Source organism: Prochlorococcus sp. MIT 1318 (genome assembly GCF_047304505.1).
Taxonomy (GTDB): Bacteria; Cyanobacteriota; Cyanobacteriia; order PCC-6307; family Cyanobiaceae; genus Prochlorococcus; species Prochlorococcus marinus_D.
The window spans coordinates 2,219,116-2,236,085 of the sequence record NZ_CP138958.1 but is presented as its reverse complement, the minus strand read 5'-3'; the positions used below and the strand labels follow the sequence as shown (position 1 = coordinate 2,236,085).

Genomic DNA, 16,970 nt, shown 5'->3' with positions numbered 1-16,970 from the left:
TTAAGCCACACTCTCGCTCCAAGCCATCAGCCCTATCTTGGTTCTTGCCACTTAGCTGTAATTAGTTGCCAATGATTAATTTTCTGCATCCTGTGCAGTTTCTAATTCAATGCCTATCATAAGTTCCAGTAACCATTTGGAATCTTTAACGCAGCATGTTCGGCTAGCCTCTTTCTGCTATTGATTAACTTCCCTCAATAGAGTTCAGCCTTCCCATTGAAAACTTTGATTATCGTCAAGCGTCTTTAATGCATGACTGGCATTTATCATGATTAAAATATTAGTTTCTTTCGCCGTAAACTAAACACAGTATCTTGAAAGTAAATTGCCAAATCTTTTTCGCTGCCAGTGTTACCCAAATAAAAAAAATTCTGCTTAAACCTGTTCTTTTCTGCTTGACTCTCAGTAACAGCTAATCGACCCACAACTTGATCCATTCTTTGATTGCAAGCACGGCCCATAGGCTTAACCGCGAACTTCTGATGTGCTTCTCTTAGCATCGCTATCAACACTTCTAGCTTTTGCGACGGCACAATCGAGATCAGCTTGCCATTGCATAAGGTGGATATGTGAAAACTTCTACCCTTTTGCTGCAAGCGCTTTGCGTACTCTAATGCCGGTGGATTGCAGGTGGGTGTTGATCTTGCTGCGCCCTCTTAAACGATGGGAACAGAGTCGATGCTGTCTTTTTGGAATGGAAAGAGCTGATTTGCTTCAGAACTCCGAAGCGCACTGGTGATTTTGCATGGATCGGCTTTGAATTCGTCAAGGTAGACACATGGATGCTTTACCCAGCCACCATCAACGCTCTAGGCAGTGGACTTTCAGTCGTTCACTTCTATGTGATCCACTACGATCTCGGCTGCGTCAGTGGCAGCAGGTACGAACTTGGGCGCGTTTGATCCGTGAGGCTGAGGCCCTTTGGCATGTGGATGTGAGGGAACTCAGGCGTTTGGGTGCCTTGGAGTTGTCCCAGTTGCTTGAGGAGGTTCCACCTAGCCAGCGGGGACGGGTTAATCGTTGGTTGCATTGCTATTCAGTTGCAACCAGGTTCCAATCAACTTGCTTGGAGCCCAATTGCTCTGAACGGTCATGAATCGTTAATGTCTCGCTAGGAACAATCTTTCTAGCAAAGCTTTTTATTTTTTATTGTGTAATACTAGTTGATAAATCGTTCAAAGATTGATATCATCTTAGACCTTAGGTTAGACGCTCCCATTAAATCAATGGATAGTAATACTTTTTAGGTCTTTAGATATACGTGCTTTCAGAAATATATTGTTGTTTTTACTTAGCACTTAGTTGATTTGCAATCATGCCTTTGAGTAGCTTTTTGCTAGGAGATCAATTGTTTAAGCTTAGATCAATCCTTTTAATTTGTTGATGACAGCACTCGTCAACGGTCGAATCATGGGTTGTTTGGCTCGCCATTGCGGTTCGCTATTGCAGATTGAGTAACTAATAGGCGAGTAACGGTCTTGATAGCAGAAGTAGCATCGCTTGCAATGTTTTTTATTGTGCGCCCACTCTATGGTTATTTTGCTTGGATTCTTCATTGACTCTTGAATAATTCCATTGACAAAATCTATATAGATGTTGATGAATCAAAAAAGCCACCTCTCTCATGAGAAGTGGCCTGAAGACTGAGATCTCAGTCATGCACGGAATCGGAGCGGCGGGATTTGAACCCACGACCCCTACTACCCCAAAGTAGTGCGCTACCAAGCTGCGCCACGCCCCGGCTTAGTCAAGCTATCACAGGGTATTGCGTTGCCTACTGGCCGATCTGATCCGTTTTGAAGGCAATTTTCTGCTCAATCGCCTTAAGAGTCGCCTTGACAGCTGATCACGGCTTTCGCTCGCGTAGCCCCATAGCTTGAGCTGATGCGCCAGCTGTCTCAATTCAGAAAGGTTCATTGCTGCCAATTGCAGCTCAGGCAACGTTCTCCATGCGCGCGCCCTCATCGGAAGCTGAGCTTCGCTGGTGCTGTTTTCGATGTTTAAGCTGACTTCAGCAAGCCACTCGGGAATGACCACCATCAGAACTGCGATTAGCCCATAGAGCTCAACCAAGCCCTTAGGGAGCGGAAGAAACCTGCGTGGCTGCTGTGGGTCTGATGGTGAGGGCAAGATCAGCAACCTGATGCTGAATCCTGACCACTTTGCCACTTCTACAAGGGCTCAGATGGGCAGGGGTGGTTAGATCTGTAAGGATCCTGAGGTTGGCTCTGGGGCCTCCCGCCACTGTAGAGCTGGTTCTTTCCCCTGTTGACCGGCAGGCCTCAAGGAGAAGATCAGGCAGAAGACAATCATTAGAGTGGCCGCTAAGGCAAGCATTACCAATCGATCTGGTAAGGGTGGCTTCATTGCTCCATGTTGGTGATCTGCTTGCTTGAGTTGTAGGTTATATCAAATTTGAATGGGAAAAGTTATTTGAAAGCGTCTACTTCTCTTTATGAGTATTTCTAGTCACACTTTTCAAAAAAAACGATTAATGATCAATGAGAAGATTTTTTTGCTTAGAGCAACTTTGGCTCTGCCTTGCCTGTTAACTTCATTGTTTTTCCAGGCGAAGGTCATGGGATTGCAGTCCTGAGAAAGTCACTAGCCCTTTATGCAGTTATTGAGAAGTTTCTTGCTAAACAACTTGGTGGAAGGGTTGAACCAATTGGCGAGGAAATTCAAGATTCATCTATGCAATAGCGAAGCAAGTCCGGTGCTGGAGGTATGATCAATAAGTAAATAGAGTTACTGCCGAAATTCTTAGAATGCCATGGATGCAGAAATGCTAGGAAGTCGCTTATGACCTGTCAATTGCTATGATCTAAGCATTTGAGTGTGCTTTGACTAACTTTTCCGCTATTTGACTGACTTCGACATTTATCTAGCCATAAGACTTTATTGCTCGGAGAAAAGTTGACAATGATTGCATTATCTATGGGGTTGATGATTCTTTAATTGCAAGAAAAGTTTGCCCAACTCGACGCCTCCTTTCGTGTATGGTTGAAGCTTTGGTTGCATGTCTTGAGTTAACTTGGTTTGAGATTCTACCTTTTAAGTGTGCTATTTCTAGAGCTTTATTTTTTCATTTCCAGATCTTAGAACGCAATGACTAATTGACCAATCATATTCTTGCCAGACACTTACTGGTAATTTAAAGTTTGCACCTGGGAAATCATTTAGAGCAACCTGAGTAGGCATTGCAGAGCAGTATGGTCTGCTTCCGGGTTTTGCTAGGTATTGCTGGTGATAGGACTCGGCATAATGGAATTGTTGATCGGCTTTGATTTCAGTTGTAATTGCTCCAAAACCACCCTTGCTTAAGAGTTGCTGAAAGCTGTCTCGACTGGTCTGCGCAAGCTCCATCTGCTGAATCGTTGTGGTGTAAATCGCCGATCGATATTGACTCCCTCGATCATTACCCTGGCGATTTCCTTGCGTGGGGTCATGGCATTCCCAGAACAATTTGAGGAGGTCGCTGAAGTCAATGACGGATTTATTCCACACTACCCGTACGATTTCAGTGTGTCCACTACGTCCTGAGCAGACCGCTTGATAGGTCGGTTGCTCTTGATGACCACCGGCGTAACCCACTGCCGTGGTGATGATCCCAGGCAATTTCCAGAAACCCTTTTCGGCTCCCCAAAAGCAGCCACAAGCAAACAGAGCTTCTTCCTGATCTGTGGTTAGCGGGTCATGCAGCCCTGTACCTAGAACGGCGTGCTGTTCAGTTTCTGAGGGTATTGCAGCCTCTTTTGAAGCCTTTGGGGTTAACCAGGATGGGAACATCAAATTCAGGCAAGATTACTAACCATAGGCAACTCCTTTTGGTTTTAGATGCAGGGGGTTATGGAGCCCTGTCACGAAGCACAAAAAGAGGGGGGTAAGCCTAAAATAAGGATCATCTTCAACAGTTTAGAGCCAATCTTGTTTTGATCAGATGGATTCAGAATACCCATCGCTATCTCAATTATGGGAACATACAATATCTTGTTTGATAATTTCTTGCCCTTAGACTCAGTTCAGATTGACTTTCATGATTAGCTAAAGTTTAAGGATTTTTACATCTGGTCAATAAACTCTGCTAACAGTTGTTTGGCTGCCATTCGGTTCGGGCTATCTTTTTGTTGGCTAGCGACAAACCCTCTAATTTGAGCTGAGATACCTATGCAATGCATTTCATTGTTGCTTCAATGCGTGAAATAGATATTTAAGTTTCCACCTTCAGAGCAATCTGTATGCACATTATTGCAATCAAGTGTTAAGTGGCTAGCGGCTTCATTTCTTTGATTTTCTGATTTAATTTGATTTAAATCAAATCATTGTTCCCTCTGCTTCCAGGTTGATTTATATAACAGGTTGGCTTGTTTGATTGATCTTTTTGATTTCCTATTCCAGTCTTATCTGAACAGAGTCTCTGGATCGCTTCATCTCTGTCAATTGGCTTGGCTATAGTTTTATGATTCTTTGTGATTAGAGATTGCGAGACTGACGAATTCGCGTTTTTTTTGAAGCTGGTAATAAAATTAAAAGGAGTCTTGCTAGTGATGATTTGAAACATTGATTTGAAATAGTTAAGGCAGAAGTTTTTCTGTCATCGGCTTTCCAATGTTGTTCGTCCAAATGGCCCCTGATTTGATAGCAGAGGTGGTTCACTTTTGATGACGCCAGTAGTGGATTTACTTTATACTATACGAGCAATCTTGGTTTTTTTAGTGAGATCCAAGCAGAGCCCTTGATAGTTGCATTGATGTGGGCTCAAGGCATAATACTTAGATATATTTTCGTCTTCGGATCTTAATTAATAGGCTTACCTTTATAAACCTCTAGGTTGATCAGTTGGAAACACACATTCCCCAATTATCGTTAACTTTGGGATGCTTCTTTGGGCTCCAGAGAGATGTGGTTGAGCAGGGTTGTCACGAAGGCGAATAGGAGGAAGGGCAGGCTTAATACCAAGATCAAGCCAACGCCAACTAGAGCGAACAGAGGCCTGCTCGAGCCCATAAGACCCAGGCCTGCCGCAAGGCTTACGAAGATCACGGCCATCCAGGCCAAGACTTGACCATAGATGTCTCCGAAGGTGAGAGTACAACGCAAGGAGTATGGGGTGTTGGTTGTCATGTCATTGCCTTGATCCTCTTCCTTATAGCTAAGCCCCTTAGCCAGCACTTGTCTTGCGATTGACACATATCATATTGAGAGGCAAGAACCTTTTGATAGCAATGGCTCTAGACAATCAGGATGTGGGTTAAAGACACCATCTTTGTTCCCACTATTTAATAGATTTAGAGATAGATCTGCTTTTAAGTTATTGCACAATGCTTATTATCGTTATTTAACGACCCAGAACGCTTCTGTTATAAGTTCCAAATTTACGATGTCCATAGAATCTATGGATGCCTGATTAAGCTAATAGGAAAATCTCAGAAATGAAACCAAGCCTTTCTGCTTCATGTAATTAGAAGTATGTTCCTAGAATGCACAAGAAGTAGTACGCTGATTGAGGCGCAAACTAATCTCACAATCCTAACGACGTGTGCAAAGTAAAAGCACCCCTTCCATTGCTTCAAAGACTGAGTCAGGTGCCAGGCATGGAAAAAGGGAAATATCGACTTATTATTTTGCTTCCCCAGTTAGGTGACTTTGACAGCCTCGAATATGCTCAAGCTCTAGTAGCTGATATGCCAAGGCTAAGGGAAGCTGAGATCTCCATTTTGGCCATAGGCATAGGCAATGCTGAGAGCGCTGAACGATTCTGCAACTTTACTGGCTTTCCTAAACAAAGTATTTTGGTAGATGAGGAACCGACACTCCACAGAGCGCTGGGTCTCTATGGCGGACTAAAAACACCTGGTGGTCCTTGGCTTGCATTGTTTTTAATGTGCGCAGGCATTGGTTCTCCAGGCACCCTGTCTGAAGTACTACGTGGCTACATAGGAGATCGTAGTGCACCCCAGCGAATCGCCAACAACGAAACCATCAACATCTCCCCATTCCCATCCGTAACAGGATCCTTTTTCTCGCGAGCTGGTGGTGAGGGTTTTCAAAGGCCATTTGAGCTCGCGACTATTCGACTGCGAAACATGATAGAAGTGCTAAGTAACTTGCGTACTTACTTACCCCGTGACAAATTCATTACACAAAGAGGCGGTACTTATTTATTAGATAGTGACGACACACTTTTATATAGCCACAAAGACAAGGGGATCCTCGGTTTCTCGGAAACAATGGCCAAACCCCTTTCTTTCCTTGGCAAATATCTAGATAAGAATTAATATAAATTAAACATCAAATTCAACACTCTCGTTATTCACACTTGCTTTCTGGCTTTTGATTTCGGCACTAACATAGAGAAAATAACAATAATAATATACATGATTCCTTCAGCTAGTGCTGCAACATTTCTAGTAAGTATTTAGGGCAAGTCAGACCAATAGATGCTATTGGCAGCCATATATTAATCAATGCCTTATTACCAAATTGCAATCAACTATATGTATGATCCCCATTAAGTCCAAGCATCTATAGGTTAATCACGCCCCTTCCCATCTTATAAAAAGGCAATATCAGAATATTTATCAAATAACTTAATTCTTCATGCTCTGCAAAAATTCCAATCATTACAAACCATGATTGAAAGTTAGCTGAAATCTTTATAATCTTATATGAACGACAGTATGTATATTATACATTAACTACACAAGTGTCCTGCATCCCAGCACTTCTCTATTAGCATGAATATGCACTCTCCTTTAAACAAGTACATTTCACCAATGATGGCCTTAAACGTTAAACCTGAGCATGAATGATCTAACCAAGGCGATCAACCTTCATTTGGCCTGTGAGTTTCAGGCAAGTCATACCTACCTAGCGATGTCAATTTGGCTTCGCGAGAAGGATTTAGCCGGATTTTCCTCATACATGCAAATTAAGAGCCAAGAGGAACGTGGTCATGCAGATCGACTTATTGCCTACCTTGTTGATTGCGATGAGCAGGTCGAGCTTCCCGCTGTTGAAGCTCCACAACGCAATTGGGGGTCCACCCAGGATCTCTTTGATCAGGTTTACGAGCTAGAAAAAGATGTAACAGCATCAATTAACCGTATTTATTCCATAGCTGAACAAGCTGGTGAGCGTAGTGCGACCGCCATGCTCGATTGGTTCATCGCAGAACAGTTACAAGAGGAAGCGGAAGCTCGTTTCGTGCGTAAGCGCCTTCGCCTGGCTGGTGATAACACTGCTGCACTACTTCTTTTGGATCAACAGTTTCTTGATGGAACTGCCTTGACAACTGTCAAGGGTGGCCTTACTGGGTTAAAACAATCTCAGAATTAATTCCAAGTTTTTATGATCACCATTTAATAATACTAGACAATATTTTCAGCCAATCTTTGTTGTAGTTTCATTCGCAATCAATTTCATTGCAATTATCTTGTATTAATAAAAGTTGTGCAAGGCCTTCTTCTGAAATGGAATGTTATTGCATTGCTTCAAGTAATATCTTCTAGTCATAAAATGTTTGCAAAGATAATCATCCTGTTAGATAAGCTCTTAAAAGTCAAGTCCCGACAATGATTTCTTTGGCAAACCTTGCTTCACATTAGAAAGATTTTCAAATCTCAACCATGCTTTAAGTTAAATCAATGAGTGACAAGTCCTCTACTTTTACTTGCAATTAAAACCAATACTAAAAAAGGCAGAGTGAGAACTCTGCCCTTCCTTACAAACGATGCCAACTCAGAGTTCACGTCATGTTGGTTCCTTGTCCATCATTATCGGCTTTACCTCCGATGATAAAAATAGCAATGCAGGCCGAGCCAATGATTCCACACACCACTGCTGAGAGGGTTCCAAAATCCATTGATGAATCCAGATAAAGTCCATATATCACTAGCCCAAGTAATCCCAATCACAGGATGCCATTGTGCAATTCGAAATGACACTTAATCCTAGGTGGGCCAATCCATCGTGCCAATACATACATACAACAAAGCGCCAGCGATGGCTTGCTTCGGTTCTATGGGGATTCCTCAGAAGCCTGTGATATCAAGAAGAATTCGCCTTTCAGGATCATTACTGCGCATCACTATTTGATTGGCTGTATGAAATATTACCTGATGTTGTGTCGTCAAAATCTCGCTTATGTGATCAACCCCTTATCCCTGCAGTATCATCTGACAGGTCTTTGATGTATCCAATGATCGTTCTTAATCATACATATACTACGGCACATTATCATGTCTAAATCACACTCTATCCCTTCAAGTATGTAGAGTTCTGTGTACACCTAATGTCGAACTATCGCTATACAAATAGATTTTATTTGCCCTAAACAAGTTCATTCTCGTGCAAACCTACGGGAAAACAGACGTTACCTACGCCTGGTACGCGGGTAACAGTGGTGTGACCAACCGATCAGGCCGATTCATTGCCTCGCATATTGGACACACAGGATTAATTTGCTTCGGCGCTGGTGCCAACACCCTATTTGAGCTAGCTCGTTACGATTCCGCATTGCCAATAGGTGACCAAGGATTTGTAGTTCTTCCTCACCTAGCAGGTCTTGGTATTGGTGGCATAGAAAACGGTGTGATTACAGATTCCTATGGGATGCTTGTAGTCGCAGTCTTCCATCTAATCTTCTCGGCCGTTTATGCCGGTGGAGCGATGCTTCACTCCTTTCGATACAAGGAGGACTTGGGAGAATACCCGCAAGGATCCAGACCCAACAAATTTGATTTTAAATGGGATGATCCAGACAGGCTCACCTTCATACTTGGACATCACCTGCTATTCCTAGGTCTTGGCTGCGTTCAATTTGTTGAATGGGCTAAATACCATGGAATTTATGACCCAGCAATGGGTGTTGTACGTAAGGTCGAATACAACCTTGACTTGTCAATGGTTTGGAATCACCAGATTGATTTCCTTACGATTAGCAGTTTGGAAGACGTGATGGGCGGTCATGCATTCTTGGCCTTCTTCTTGAGTGCTGGTGCTGTTTGGCATATTTTCAGCAAGCCATTTGGGGAATACACTGAATTCAAAGGAAAAGGACTGTTGTCTGCTGAATTTGTGCTTTCTACCTCATTAGCAGGTGCAGCCTTTATTGCTTTTGTGGCAGCCTTCTGGGCTTCTATGAACACCACAATTTATCCAACTGATCTCTATGGTGGTCCACTCAATATCGAATTGAACTTCGCTCCATATTTTTCAGATACGGATCCATTGTTTGGTGGAGACGTACACTCAGCCCGTTCATGGCTTTCAAACTTCCATTTCTACCTTGGATTCTTCTATCTTCAGGGTCATTTCTGGCATGGATTGAGAGCGATGGGCTTTGACTTCAAACGTGTTGAAAAATTGTTCGATCAGCTAGAAAGCAACGAAATTAGCCTTAACCCAGGTAAAAGTACGACCGTGCCATCAACATCGAGCGATAACGCCACATAAACTAGCTTCAAATTAACACTGCGATTTATCTCAAAATAGGAGCCCTGCCTAAGCAGGGCTTTTTTATTGAGCCTATGGTTGTCAATTTGAACATATATTGCTCAGCAAACTTCAACTTCTGATTGTTCTAATTTTCGACTTGCCTCCCATTATTTATACTGCTTCAAATACGTAAACCCTAATCTTCAATTTTGCGATTTTGGCCAGCCAACGCAAATGGAATTTGTCAAAGCATAGGGTGTCTTTGATTCAATAATGATCTAAAACAAACATCTATAACAAGCCATTGATATGGTCTAATCGCTATCGAAACTAAGCTTTTCTTGTTTTGGATCTAGGTTGAGTGCTGCTATTCCTTTTCACGAACTCTGCTTAAACGACTGTTTCACTGACTTAATGTGATCGATTTACAATAGACCCTTGGCCATAAGGGTTTAGCACCGATTGTCTCTGCCACTTATTGATCTCTAGCTTCTTGATTTGGAGCCATTTTACGTAGGCGGCTTTGTTGTTGCTGTCTTATTAATAAATGAATATCGGCGGCCAATACCAAAACACCAAGCAAGACAATTCCGCCAATGGTTATTGGTGTCAGCTCTACTGCCGCTGCAAAGGGAGCTGTATACATCGTTGATTTAAAATGCTGTCTAATTCTAGCTAGAATAACTCGTTTGAGGCACTGCAAACTTAAACATCAAACCAAGCCAAATATCTAGATAGGCCCTCTTGCATGTGTGGTTTTACAGTCGCTATGTTTTCGCTTCTCTGTCTCCTAATCACTCCATTGATAGAGCTTCCCTTGTCTCCAAAAAAAACGATATCAATTTGCTTTTGCTACATTCTATTCATTAACTGTAATCAAGCAGGCTTGCGATCTCAGTGTCAATCATATTTGAAATCACTCTGCCAGATCATCGCCATAAACAGGCAAAGTTTATGGCATGCACGCCTGGAATGATAAGCAGCTTGATAACTGACGCACGATTTAAGTCATTGCATACACCAGTCACATCAATGCCTTCACGAGATTCTATTTATATTTCCTTTTGATATGTTCTTCTTCCATCCAAGCTACGCCCAGGATTGGCAACTCTTTCAATGGCCAGGATTTACATCCTCTATACATTTGCAGTGCATGCCGTTATTGCGTCTTGGCGACTGATTCCTTCTGCTTCTGCCACAAATTCCAACATGTGCAAGTGAGCAAGTGATAACTTGACGGCGCCAGTGGGCTAAGGAGCACCCCGGATGGTGTCGAAATTTACACAACTATCAATCAGCAATACAGATTCCTCGCAACAGCACTATTGCTATTGAGAATCGCTTGCAAAAGGCACCGTTAAGCGTATAGGTTGCGAAGAGTTCTCAAAAAGCACTTGAGAGGCTTCATATGAGCTTCCGATTCCTGCCAGATGATCCAGTCCCAGCAGTGCGGATGCCAACAGGGCAATCCATCCTGATCGATCCCGCCGCTCGTTCAGGCGGCGCTTGTATCGAAGTCGTTGAGGGTATCGCCCGCGTTTACTGCCCATGCGAAGAAACTGAAGGAATGACTCTCGCTTTTCTTCAGGAAGGCGACCAACTACGTACCGACCGCTTGTGCAGTGAAGGTGTCTGTGTTGAAGCACTTACACCATTATGTTTTCGCAGCGATGCTGAAATCCGTGATGGGCATGACTTTGATGCGGTGAACGAATGGACCCTGCAGCTGCTTCGCATTCGACATTTAGGTAATGCAGAACAGCGTCTCCAGGCATTGCTCGCCCTGCTTGTTAACCGCTTAGGGCGACGCTGTGGCGACTGGTGTGATCTCCCCTTCCGACTCACCCATGAGCGAATTGGTGAACTCATCGGATCTACGCGTGTGACCTCCACGCGACTGATCTCCAGGCTAAGGACCGCTGATCTTTTAAACGTTCCCAGCGGAGAACCCATCTTGCGCTTGGCCCCAGCCTTAATTGAATCAGCACCTCTTGCCGCCTCATAGCTCTGAGTGAATGAAAGACCTAGTTACGACATCAGACAGCGTTATCGCCAGTCTCTGTAGAGAGGTTGATGGGATCCGTCATCGCTGTAGCTCATTGCTAGAGGCTATGGCTAAATGTAATGATGACAACCTATTTTGCCGCCTGAAAAAAGAATTTCAGCAGCTCAGCAATCGACGCAGTCGATTACTCGAAACAGCCAAATCAATGCAATTTAAAGGTGTCGACGATAAACTCTCTATTGCATTTCTAATTGAGATCAGTAGCAGACCACTTGACATGAGAACTTGTTGGCCTCAAGAAAAAAAGTCTGATTTTATTAGCCATAACTCATAGGGACCGTTTGTCATTATTTTAAAAACACAGTTATCTATTGATATTGATTATTGATTATTGATTGTGATCACTAGGCCAGCTTTGCAGGCGAGTGCTTTCCATCGCTCAATTCGCCGTCAATAATTAACATTGCAGAGGGCTGATTCTGGGCAAAACGTACCCGACCCAAGAGGTGAGCAAGCTCATTTTCAGAGTCGACTTGATTATCGACTAGTGGATCAAGGAACACTGTCGTGCGCATATCAGAAGCTCGCTCAGCCATTGCATAAAGCTGATGCAGTGAGGTTGTTACGTCTGCCTCCATCTGGAATGAGGCAGCCATGATTTCATCTGTAGAGATCCATTCCTGACGGGGAGAAGGTACATCCTGCAGAACAACAGCTTGTCCACGAGCAATCAGGTAATCTGCAAAATGGGCGGCATGTTCCTGTTCTTGAATAGCTTCTTGCTTGAAGTAATGGGAAAAGCCGCGCAATTCGCGCTCAGCAAACCAAATCGCAATAGCAAAGTAAGCAGCGCTAGCATTTCTCTCCATGGTTAGATGCTGATGGAGAGCCTCAACCAGAGAAGCTTCCATTGACTGAGCGATTGCACGTCCTGCAGGACCAGTGGTAAGGGCTACAGCTTTAGTACTGATAGGCAATGCCATGGTTTGTCTTGTCGAGATTGCACAGAGTGGCGAGGATGGATTAGCAACCAGGCAAATGTGCATAGTTTATGTGACGAATGCTACAACCCCTTTTACATCTTGAAAAGGTCTCTTCAGGTGCGATTTGGACCCCATATCATGAGAATCAGTCGCAGTTGCGGAGTTACCGCAGGTCTTTATGGCCAAGGCTTTGGGGAATGACATGGCGGACAGTCGTCTGCGACGTCTTGAGCCCGTTCAAAACAAGAAAAAAAACTGCAAAAAGCGGAAGTGCTCGAAGTGGAAAGGTGGCAAATGTGTATGCAGCCGTGGCTGAATTACCCATACCTTTGCGAAAAGGGGTTATTGAGGGCTAATACAACTTGATCAGGATAAATTTGTAGCCTTAATAGTTGTTAAGTGATTGAGAGCACCACTGGTTAGGCCTTGGTGGTCAAGCATTGCCCTCAACAAAGTGGGCATGGAATCGCTCCGGGGAAAAGAAGGCCTTTTTGTCCCGCGCGGAAGGCGACGAAGCAGCGCTCGCCTGTCTTGACAGGACGTTCAAGTGGTTGACGTACACGCAACGTGTGATTTCCAAGCTCCACACGCAACAACCAGTGACTACCAAGAAACTCGCGACCTTGAATCAGAGCCTCGCCTCTTGGATCCTGCTGAATCTGAAGAGCCTGATCATCGACCATTAACTCAGTTGCCTTAGCAGCGTCCGGTTCCGTGGGTTTTGAGAGAGGACCAATCGGCGTCAGCCAATGTTCGCCACCCATGTTGAGAGGAAGCAGGTTCCCTTGGAGCACAAAACGACCAACAAAAGGTGTGGCTGGTTTTTGCACCAGATCAGAGGGTGATGCGCACTGATGAAGCTCACCATTGCGCAGGACCGCAACCCGATCGCAGATTGCCAGGGCTTCTTGAGGATCATGTGTCACAAGCAGACCACTGGCACCACATGTTTGAAGAACACCTGCAAGCTCGCTGCGCAAACGCAGACGTACCTCAACATCAAGGTTGGAAAAGGGTTCATCAAGAAGTACGAGTGATGGCCCTGGGGCCAATGCCCTTGCCAGTGCCAAGCGTTGGCGTTGGCCTCCAGAAAGCTGATGCGGATAACGGTTGCGAAGATCTGCTAGGCCAAGCATCTCAAGCAGCCATTCTGCTCGGCTGGTGTCTTGGCCGCGGCGTAAACCAAAACAGGTATTGCGCCAGGCATCGAGATGGGGGAAAAGAGCATAATCCTGAAACACCATGCCTATGCTGCGGCGCTCGGGTGGCAGCATTCCCCGTGAGCTTGCGACCTCGTGATCATCGATGCAGATCGTCCCTCGCACAGGCTGTTCAAATCCAGCAATCAATCGCAGCAAGGTTGTTTTGCCACAACCGGAAGGTCCCAACAAACCAACGAGCTCACCTCTCTGGAGGTTCATATTGATGGATTGCAGTGTCCAACCTTCTGCTGATCCATCACCGTAGTGATACCAGAGGCCCTTGATTTGCAAGTGGTTAGTCATCAAAATCGTATATCCATAGCTGGGGTGGATTCGATAAGTCGTGCCGAGAGCAGAAAAGTACCGCCAGGTTCAATCAGCTGAAGATCATTCTTGTTCCGAAACAAGGTGATCTGACGAGTAACAGTGGAGCGCGTGGCCCCAATCAGTTCGGCCATGCGTGCATGGCCAAGGGGAAAGGGCAATTCATAACCTTCACTTCTACGGATGCCAAAGCGACCAATCAGAAGCTTTAAAAGAGCAACTAACCTTGCTTCGGCTCCTACTGGATGCCTGACAAGATGAAAATCAAATAGCCAATCCCATAGGAGATCTTGATCTTTCGGGCAGTTGTCTGCGTAATGAAGGCCAATTGAACTATTCGTGAGTGCCTCAAGTAAAAAGTTACTGCCGTCGGGTAATCGAAGCCAACTAGATTCAGAATCACCACAAAAGGCCAAAGTGATATCAGGAAAATGATCTCCGAAAGAGCCTGAGATCCTGGCAATGCCCTGCTGAAAAAACAGCCGCACGTAGCGAGATTGATCCGTCTGAGAGGACAGCAGAATGTTCTGCCCTACTGTGAGTTGAAGTGATTCCAGCGATTCCAGTTGACTACTGACTGTTATCGGACAAGACGCATTGTGTAATGGTTTACGGAGGGAAGGGAACTCTTCCTCGCCATAACGACTGGTGGCAGAACCAAGGGTGATGTTTGTGGCAGTTTTCCAAGATCCATTGCTGTCAGATAGATCCCAGCATCTACTAGAGATTTTTGAGTCAACAGCGACCCCAATAGATGACAATTGTCACAAGCAGATGAATCATTCTCACCCATCAAGCACAGATCAATGCTTGCTTGGGATGTGACATTTATTACATCTAGAGGTAGCTATTGATTCGGGCGCTTGATTGGGGGGGAGTAGCAAAAAAGCAGAAAAATGAGCGTGTTGGTTTTTTGGTCAAGAGTCAGGCTTTGGATCAAACCAAAGGCCAGCCATGCTGTTCATGGGGCTGCTTGGATTCAAGTTAAGCCGTATGGTTTCAAATGTTATTCATGAAAAATAATTTACAGCGAGTAGAATTCATGACCTGCACAAGGATTTTGTCTTCATAGAAGCAATTAAAGATGGCTAGAATGGCAGGCGTCTATATCAATGAATTATCTGTATATAATGATCGACTTGGCTAAGCCTATTGTAAAGCTAGCTAGATAACTGTCGGTGCCAGAAGAAGTCAATAACTGCTATGAATATGCTATTCGCAGTCAGATTCCTGGAGGATGAATTGCCTGTTGTTAGCACTTTAAATATGGATTGAAGTATGCATTCATGCAGGCAGAGCATCGTGTCTTCTAGGTTTATGATGATGAATACAATGAATAACAGTATTCGCTTTCATATCTATCAAGTATACAGCGTTGGCTTGATAGAGTTGTGTTAAATAGATCTGCAAATTTAGTTTCTAAAAAATGATGAAATACTTGTTCCTGTAGGTATAATCAGCCCTAGGGGAATGCGTTAATGTAAGAGTTTTGCTATTCTAAATGTAATCATCGTTGACAATTGATGTAATGATTGTTGATGAGAAAATAGAAGATTTAGGCATCCCGTTTAACGACCCATTCTTTTTCTTATTTCTTAGTTGGCGTTAATCTTGAAGTTGAAATGTCTCGCTCGGTTTACTGTAGTCCAACAATTAGTGAATGCCGTAGCTGATTGAGCAGCTAAGCATCGAGATAAATGGCATAGTTTCCTAAAGACTTCTTAAAAGGCAATTGCGTCCATGCCCTTGATCAACATCCAAGCATCAGTTCCAGCTGTAGCTGATGCCAACTCATTGCTGCAAGAGCTCTCTAGCAAGCTTGCCGAGCTACTTGGGAAACCAGAGAAATATGTGATGACATCTCTTCAATGCGGTGTGCCAATGACATTTTCGGGAAATACTGAACCGACTTGCTATGTGGAGGTGAAAAGCATTGGAGCTCTCGATGGTAGCCGTACGCAAGAAGTGAGTGAACTCGTGTGTAGCCACATCGAGCAAAATCTTGGTATTCCAGCTGATCGAACCTATATCGGCTTTGAGGATGTCCCTGCTCGACTCTGGGGGTGGAATGGAAGTACCTTTGGTTGAAGTGATCGTGATATGCCGCCAAAGGATTGGCCAAATAACCTTAGGCTAAATGAAGTAATTGTTGGCGTCCATGTAACTTATAAAGTAGACTTAATATTGTGATTCATAGGCAGATAAGCAAAAGTAGATGTTCAAAAAGAAATTTTTTGACCAATGAATGATAAAAATGAAACAAACACCGCAATTCGCAATTCAATGAAAGACACTTGAGAAAACATCAACGAGCAGAAACGATCATGCGACGACTAAACGAGCACTATCCTGATCCTGCCATTCCGCTCAACCATCACGACGATTTCACCCTATTGATTGCAGTTGTTTTAAGTGCGCAGTGCACTGACAAGAAAGTCAATGAGGTGACTGTATCTCTGTTTGAACATGCACAGACCCCAGAGGAGATGTATCAGTTAGGTGAAGTGAGAATACTAAATATGATCAGACAGCTAGGGCTGTCAAAGCAAAAAGCCAAAAACATACATAGACTTTCGGAAATCATTGTTCAACGCTTCCATTCTTCCGTACCACAGAATTTCAATGATCTAGAATCACTCCCTGGAGTGGGGCATAAAACAGCAAGTGTTGTCATGGCTCAAGCATTTGGGGTGCCTACATTTCCAGTTGATACGCATATCCACCGTTTAGCTCAAAGATGGGGACTATCTAATGGCAGCAGTGTAGTTCAGACAGAAAAAGATCTCAAAAAGCTGTTCCCGAAATCAGCATGGAATAAGCTTCATCTCCAGATCATCTACTATGGTCGTGAAAACTGTACCGCAAGGGGATGTGATGGAACAACCTGTGATTTATGTAGAGAGCTATATCCAAAACGACGCAATCCAGTAAAGTGGATCAAAGCCTAGCCTGGTAAATAATAAGATATTGTCTGATAACTATGCATTCGCAAATGACGTCATGAGTTAAATGAACGTA

Annotated in this window: 16 protein-coding genes and 1 tRNA gene; 8 read left to right on the top strand and 9 right to left on the bottom strand. The window is 44.0% G+C overall.

What is annotated here, in order from left to right:
• Positions 1-778: 778 nt before the first annotated feature.
• Complete coding sequence (locus SIB66_RS11255) at positions 779-1,096, top strand: hypothetical protein (protein ID WP_236070295.1); 318 nt, start codon at positions 779-781, stop codon at positions 1,094-1,096.
• Between the two features lie 571 nt (positions 1,097-1,667).
• On the opposite strand, the gene SIB66_RS11250 is transcribed toward SIB66_RS11255, so the two are convergent.
• The 3 genes from SIB66_RS11250 to SIB66_RS11240 form a co-directional block, all read right to left on the bottom strand.
• Positions 1,668-1,741, bottom strand: a tRNA-Pro gene (locus SIB66_RS11250).
• 14 nt (positions 1,742-1,755) lie between these two features.
• Positions 1,756-2,130, bottom strand: coding sequence for a hypothetical protein (locus SIB66_RS11245; RefSeq protein ID WP_413410170.1), 375 nt, complete (start codon positions 2,128-2,130; stop codon positions 1,756-1,758).
• 69 nt (positions 2,131-2,199) lie between these two features.
• On the bottom strand, positions 2,200-2,367 hold the full coding sequence (locus tag SIB66_RS11240; RefSeq protein WP_236070297.1) for a hypothetical protein: 168 nt from the start codon (positions 2,365-2,367) through the stop codon (positions 2,200-2,202).
• Between the two features lie 174 nt (positions 2,368-2,541).
• Between SIB66_RS11240 and SIB66_RS11235 the strand changes: the two genes are divergently transcribed.
• On the top strand, positions 2,542-2,703 hold the full coding sequence (locus tag SIB66_RS11235; protein WP_413681299.1) for a hypothetical protein: 162 nt from the start codon (positions 2,542-2,544) through the stop codon (positions 2,701-2,703).
• Positions 2,704-3,069: 366 nt separating this feature from the next.
• On the opposite strand, the gene msrA is transcribed toward SIB66_RS11235, so the two are convergent.
• Together msrA and SIB66_RS11225 are read right to left on the bottom strand one after the other, a co-directional pair.
• Positions 3,070-3,789 carry a peptide-methionine (S)-S-oxide reductase MsrA gene (gene msrA / locus SIB66_RS11230; protein WP_063406653.1) on the bottom strand — a complete coding sequence of 240 codons (720 nt, stop codon included), beginning with the start codon at positions 3,787-3,789 and terminating at the stop codon, positions 3,070-3,072.
• A 1,077-nt stretch (positions 3,790-4,866) separates the two neighbouring features.
• Entirely contained in the window at positions 4,867-5,124 is a 258-nt protein-coding gene (locus SIB66_RS11225) for a hypothetical protein (protein WP_063407018.1), read from the bottom strand.
• 470 nt (positions 5,125-5,594) lie between these two features.
• Here SIB66_RS11225 and SIB66_RS11220 point away from each other — a divergent pair, with 470 nt between their 5' ends.
• The 3 genes from SIB66_RS11220 to SIB66_RS11210 all read left to right on the top strand — a co-directional run bounded on the left by SIB66_RS11220 (position 5,595) and on the right by SIB66_RS11210 (position 9,456).
• On the top strand, positions 5,595-6,278 hold the full coding sequence (locus SIB66_RS11220) for a peroxiredoxin-like family protein (RefSeq protein WP_063406655.1): 684 nt from the start codon (positions 5,595-5,597) through the stop codon (positions 6,276-6,278).
• 526 nt (positions 6,279-6,804) lie between these two features.
• Entirely contained in the window at positions 6,805-7,338 is a 534-nt protein-coding gene (locus SIB66_RS11215) for a ferritin (RefSeq protein WP_063406656.1), read from the top strand.
• Between the two features lie 1,011 nt (positions 7,339-8,349).
• Positions 8,350-9,456: a chlorophyll a/b binding light-harvesting protein gene (locus tag SIB66_RS11210; protein WP_063406657.1), complete on the top strand. Its 1,107-nt coding sequence runs from the start codon at positions 8,350-8,352 to the stop codon at positions 9,454-9,456.
• Between the two features lie 457 nt (positions 9,457-9,913).
• Here SIB66_RS11210 and SIB66_RS11205 read toward each other — a convergent pair whose 3' ends face one another.
• Positions 9,914-10,084 carry a hypothetical protein gene (locus SIB66_RS11205; RefSeq protein WP_169189915.1) on the bottom strand — a complete coding sequence of 57 codons (171 nt, stop codon included), beginning with the start codon at positions 10,082-10,084 and terminating at the stop codon, positions 9,914-9,916.
• Positions 10,085-10,846: 762 nt separating this feature from the next.
• On the opposite strand from SIB66_RS11205, the gene SIB66_RS11200 reads away from it, so the two are divergent.
• The gene (locus SIB66_RS11200; protein ID WP_063397747.1) at positions 10,847-11,443 is read left to right on the top strand and encodes a helix-turn-helix domain-containing protein; all 597 of its coding nucleotides are present in this window, start codon (positions 10,847-10,849) and stop codon (positions 11,441-11,443) included.
• A 404-nt stretch (positions 11,444-11,847) separates the two neighbouring features.
• On the opposite strand, the gene SIB66_RS11195 is transcribed toward SIB66_RS11200, so the two are convergent.
• The 3 genes from SIB66_RS11195 to SIB66_RS11185 all read right to left on the bottom strand — a co-directional run bounded on the left by SIB66_RS11195 (position 11,848) and on the right by SIB66_RS11185 (position 14,713).
• Positions 11,848-12,426, bottom strand: a complete 579-nt coding sequence (locus tag SIB66_RS11195) for a ferritin (RefSeq protein WP_063406659.1) — start codon at positions 12,424-12,426, stop codon at positions 11,848-11,850.
• Positions 12,427-12,872: 446 nt separating this feature from the next.
• A complete protein-coding gene (locus SIB66_RS11190; RefSeq protein WP_063406660.1) occupies positions 12,873-13,931 on the bottom strand; it encodes an ABC transporter ATP-binding protein in 1,059 nt (352 codons plus the stop codon).
• Positions 13,931-14,713, bottom strand: a complete 783-nt coding sequence (locus SIB66_RS11185; RefSeq protein WP_063421725.1) for a helix-turn-helix domain-containing protein — start codon at positions 14,711-14,713, stop codon at positions 13,931-13,933. Before SIB66_RS11185 ends, SIB66_RS11190 begins: the two co-directional genes overlap by 1 nt.
• 979 nt (positions 14,714-15,692) lie before the next feature.
• Here SIB66_RS11185 and SIB66_RS11180 point away from each other — a divergent pair.
• Both SIB66_RS11180 and nth read left to right on the top strand, forming a co-directional pair.
• Positions 15,693-16,040 carry a phenylpyruvate tautomerase MIF-related protein gene (locus SIB66_RS11180; protein WP_063397751.1) on the top strand — a complete coding sequence of 116 codons (348 nt, stop codon included), beginning with the start codon at positions 15,693-15,695 and terminating at the stop codon, positions 16,038-16,040.
• 206 nt (positions 16,041-16,246) lie between these two features.
• Positions 16,247-16,900 (top strand): endonuclease III, encoded by a 654-nt coding sequence (gene nth, locus SIB66_RS11175; protein WP_063403297.1) that lies wholly within the window; start codon positions 16,247-16,249, stop codon positions 16,898-16,900.
• Positions 16,901-16,970 lie beyond the last annotated feature (70 nt).

Coding starts and splice junctions, on each gene's coding strand:
- SIB66_RS11200 (WP_063397747.1), top strand. CDS start 10,847: ATGAGCTTCCGATTCCTGCCAGATGATCCAGTCCCAGCAGTGCGGATG.
- msrA (WP_063406653.1), bottom strand. CDS start 3,789: ATGTTCCCATCCTGGTTAACCCCAAAGGCTTCAAAAGAGGCTGCAATA.
- SIB66_RS11205 (WP_169189915.1), bottom strand. CDS start 10,084: ATGTATACAGCTCCCTTTGCAGCGGCAGTAGAGCTGACACCAATAACC.
- SIB66_RS11180 (WP_063397751.1), top strand. CDS start 15,693: ATGCCCTTGATCAACATCCAAGCATCAGTTCCAGCTGTAGCTGATGCC.
- SIB66_RS11220 (WP_063406655.1), top strand. CDS start 5,595: ATGGAAAAAGGGAAATATCGACTTATTATTTTGCTTCCCCAGTTAGGT.
- SIB66_RS11195 (WP_063406659.1), bottom strand. CDS start 12,426: ATGGCATTGCCTATCAGTACTAAAGCTGTAGCCCTTACCACTGGTCCT.
- SIB66_RS11255 (WP_236070295.1), top strand. CDS start 779: ATGGATGCTTTACCCAGCCACCATCAACGCTCTAGGCAGTGGACTTTC.
- SIB66_RS11225 (WP_063407018.1), bottom strand. CDS start 5,124: ATGACAACCAACACCCCATACTCCTTGCGTTGTACTCTCACCTTCGGA.
- SIB66_RS11190 (WP_063406660.1), bottom strand. CDS start 13,931: ATGACTAACCACTTGCAAATCAAGGGCCTCTGGTATCACTACGGTGAT.
- SIB66_RS11215 (WP_063406656.1), top strand. CDS start 6,805: ATGAATGATCTAACCAAGGCGATCAACCTTCATTTGGCCTGTGAGTTT.
- SIB66_RS11240 (WP_236070297.1), bottom strand. CDS start 2,367: ATGAAGCCACCCTTACCAGATCGATTGGTAATGCTTGCCTTAGCGGCC.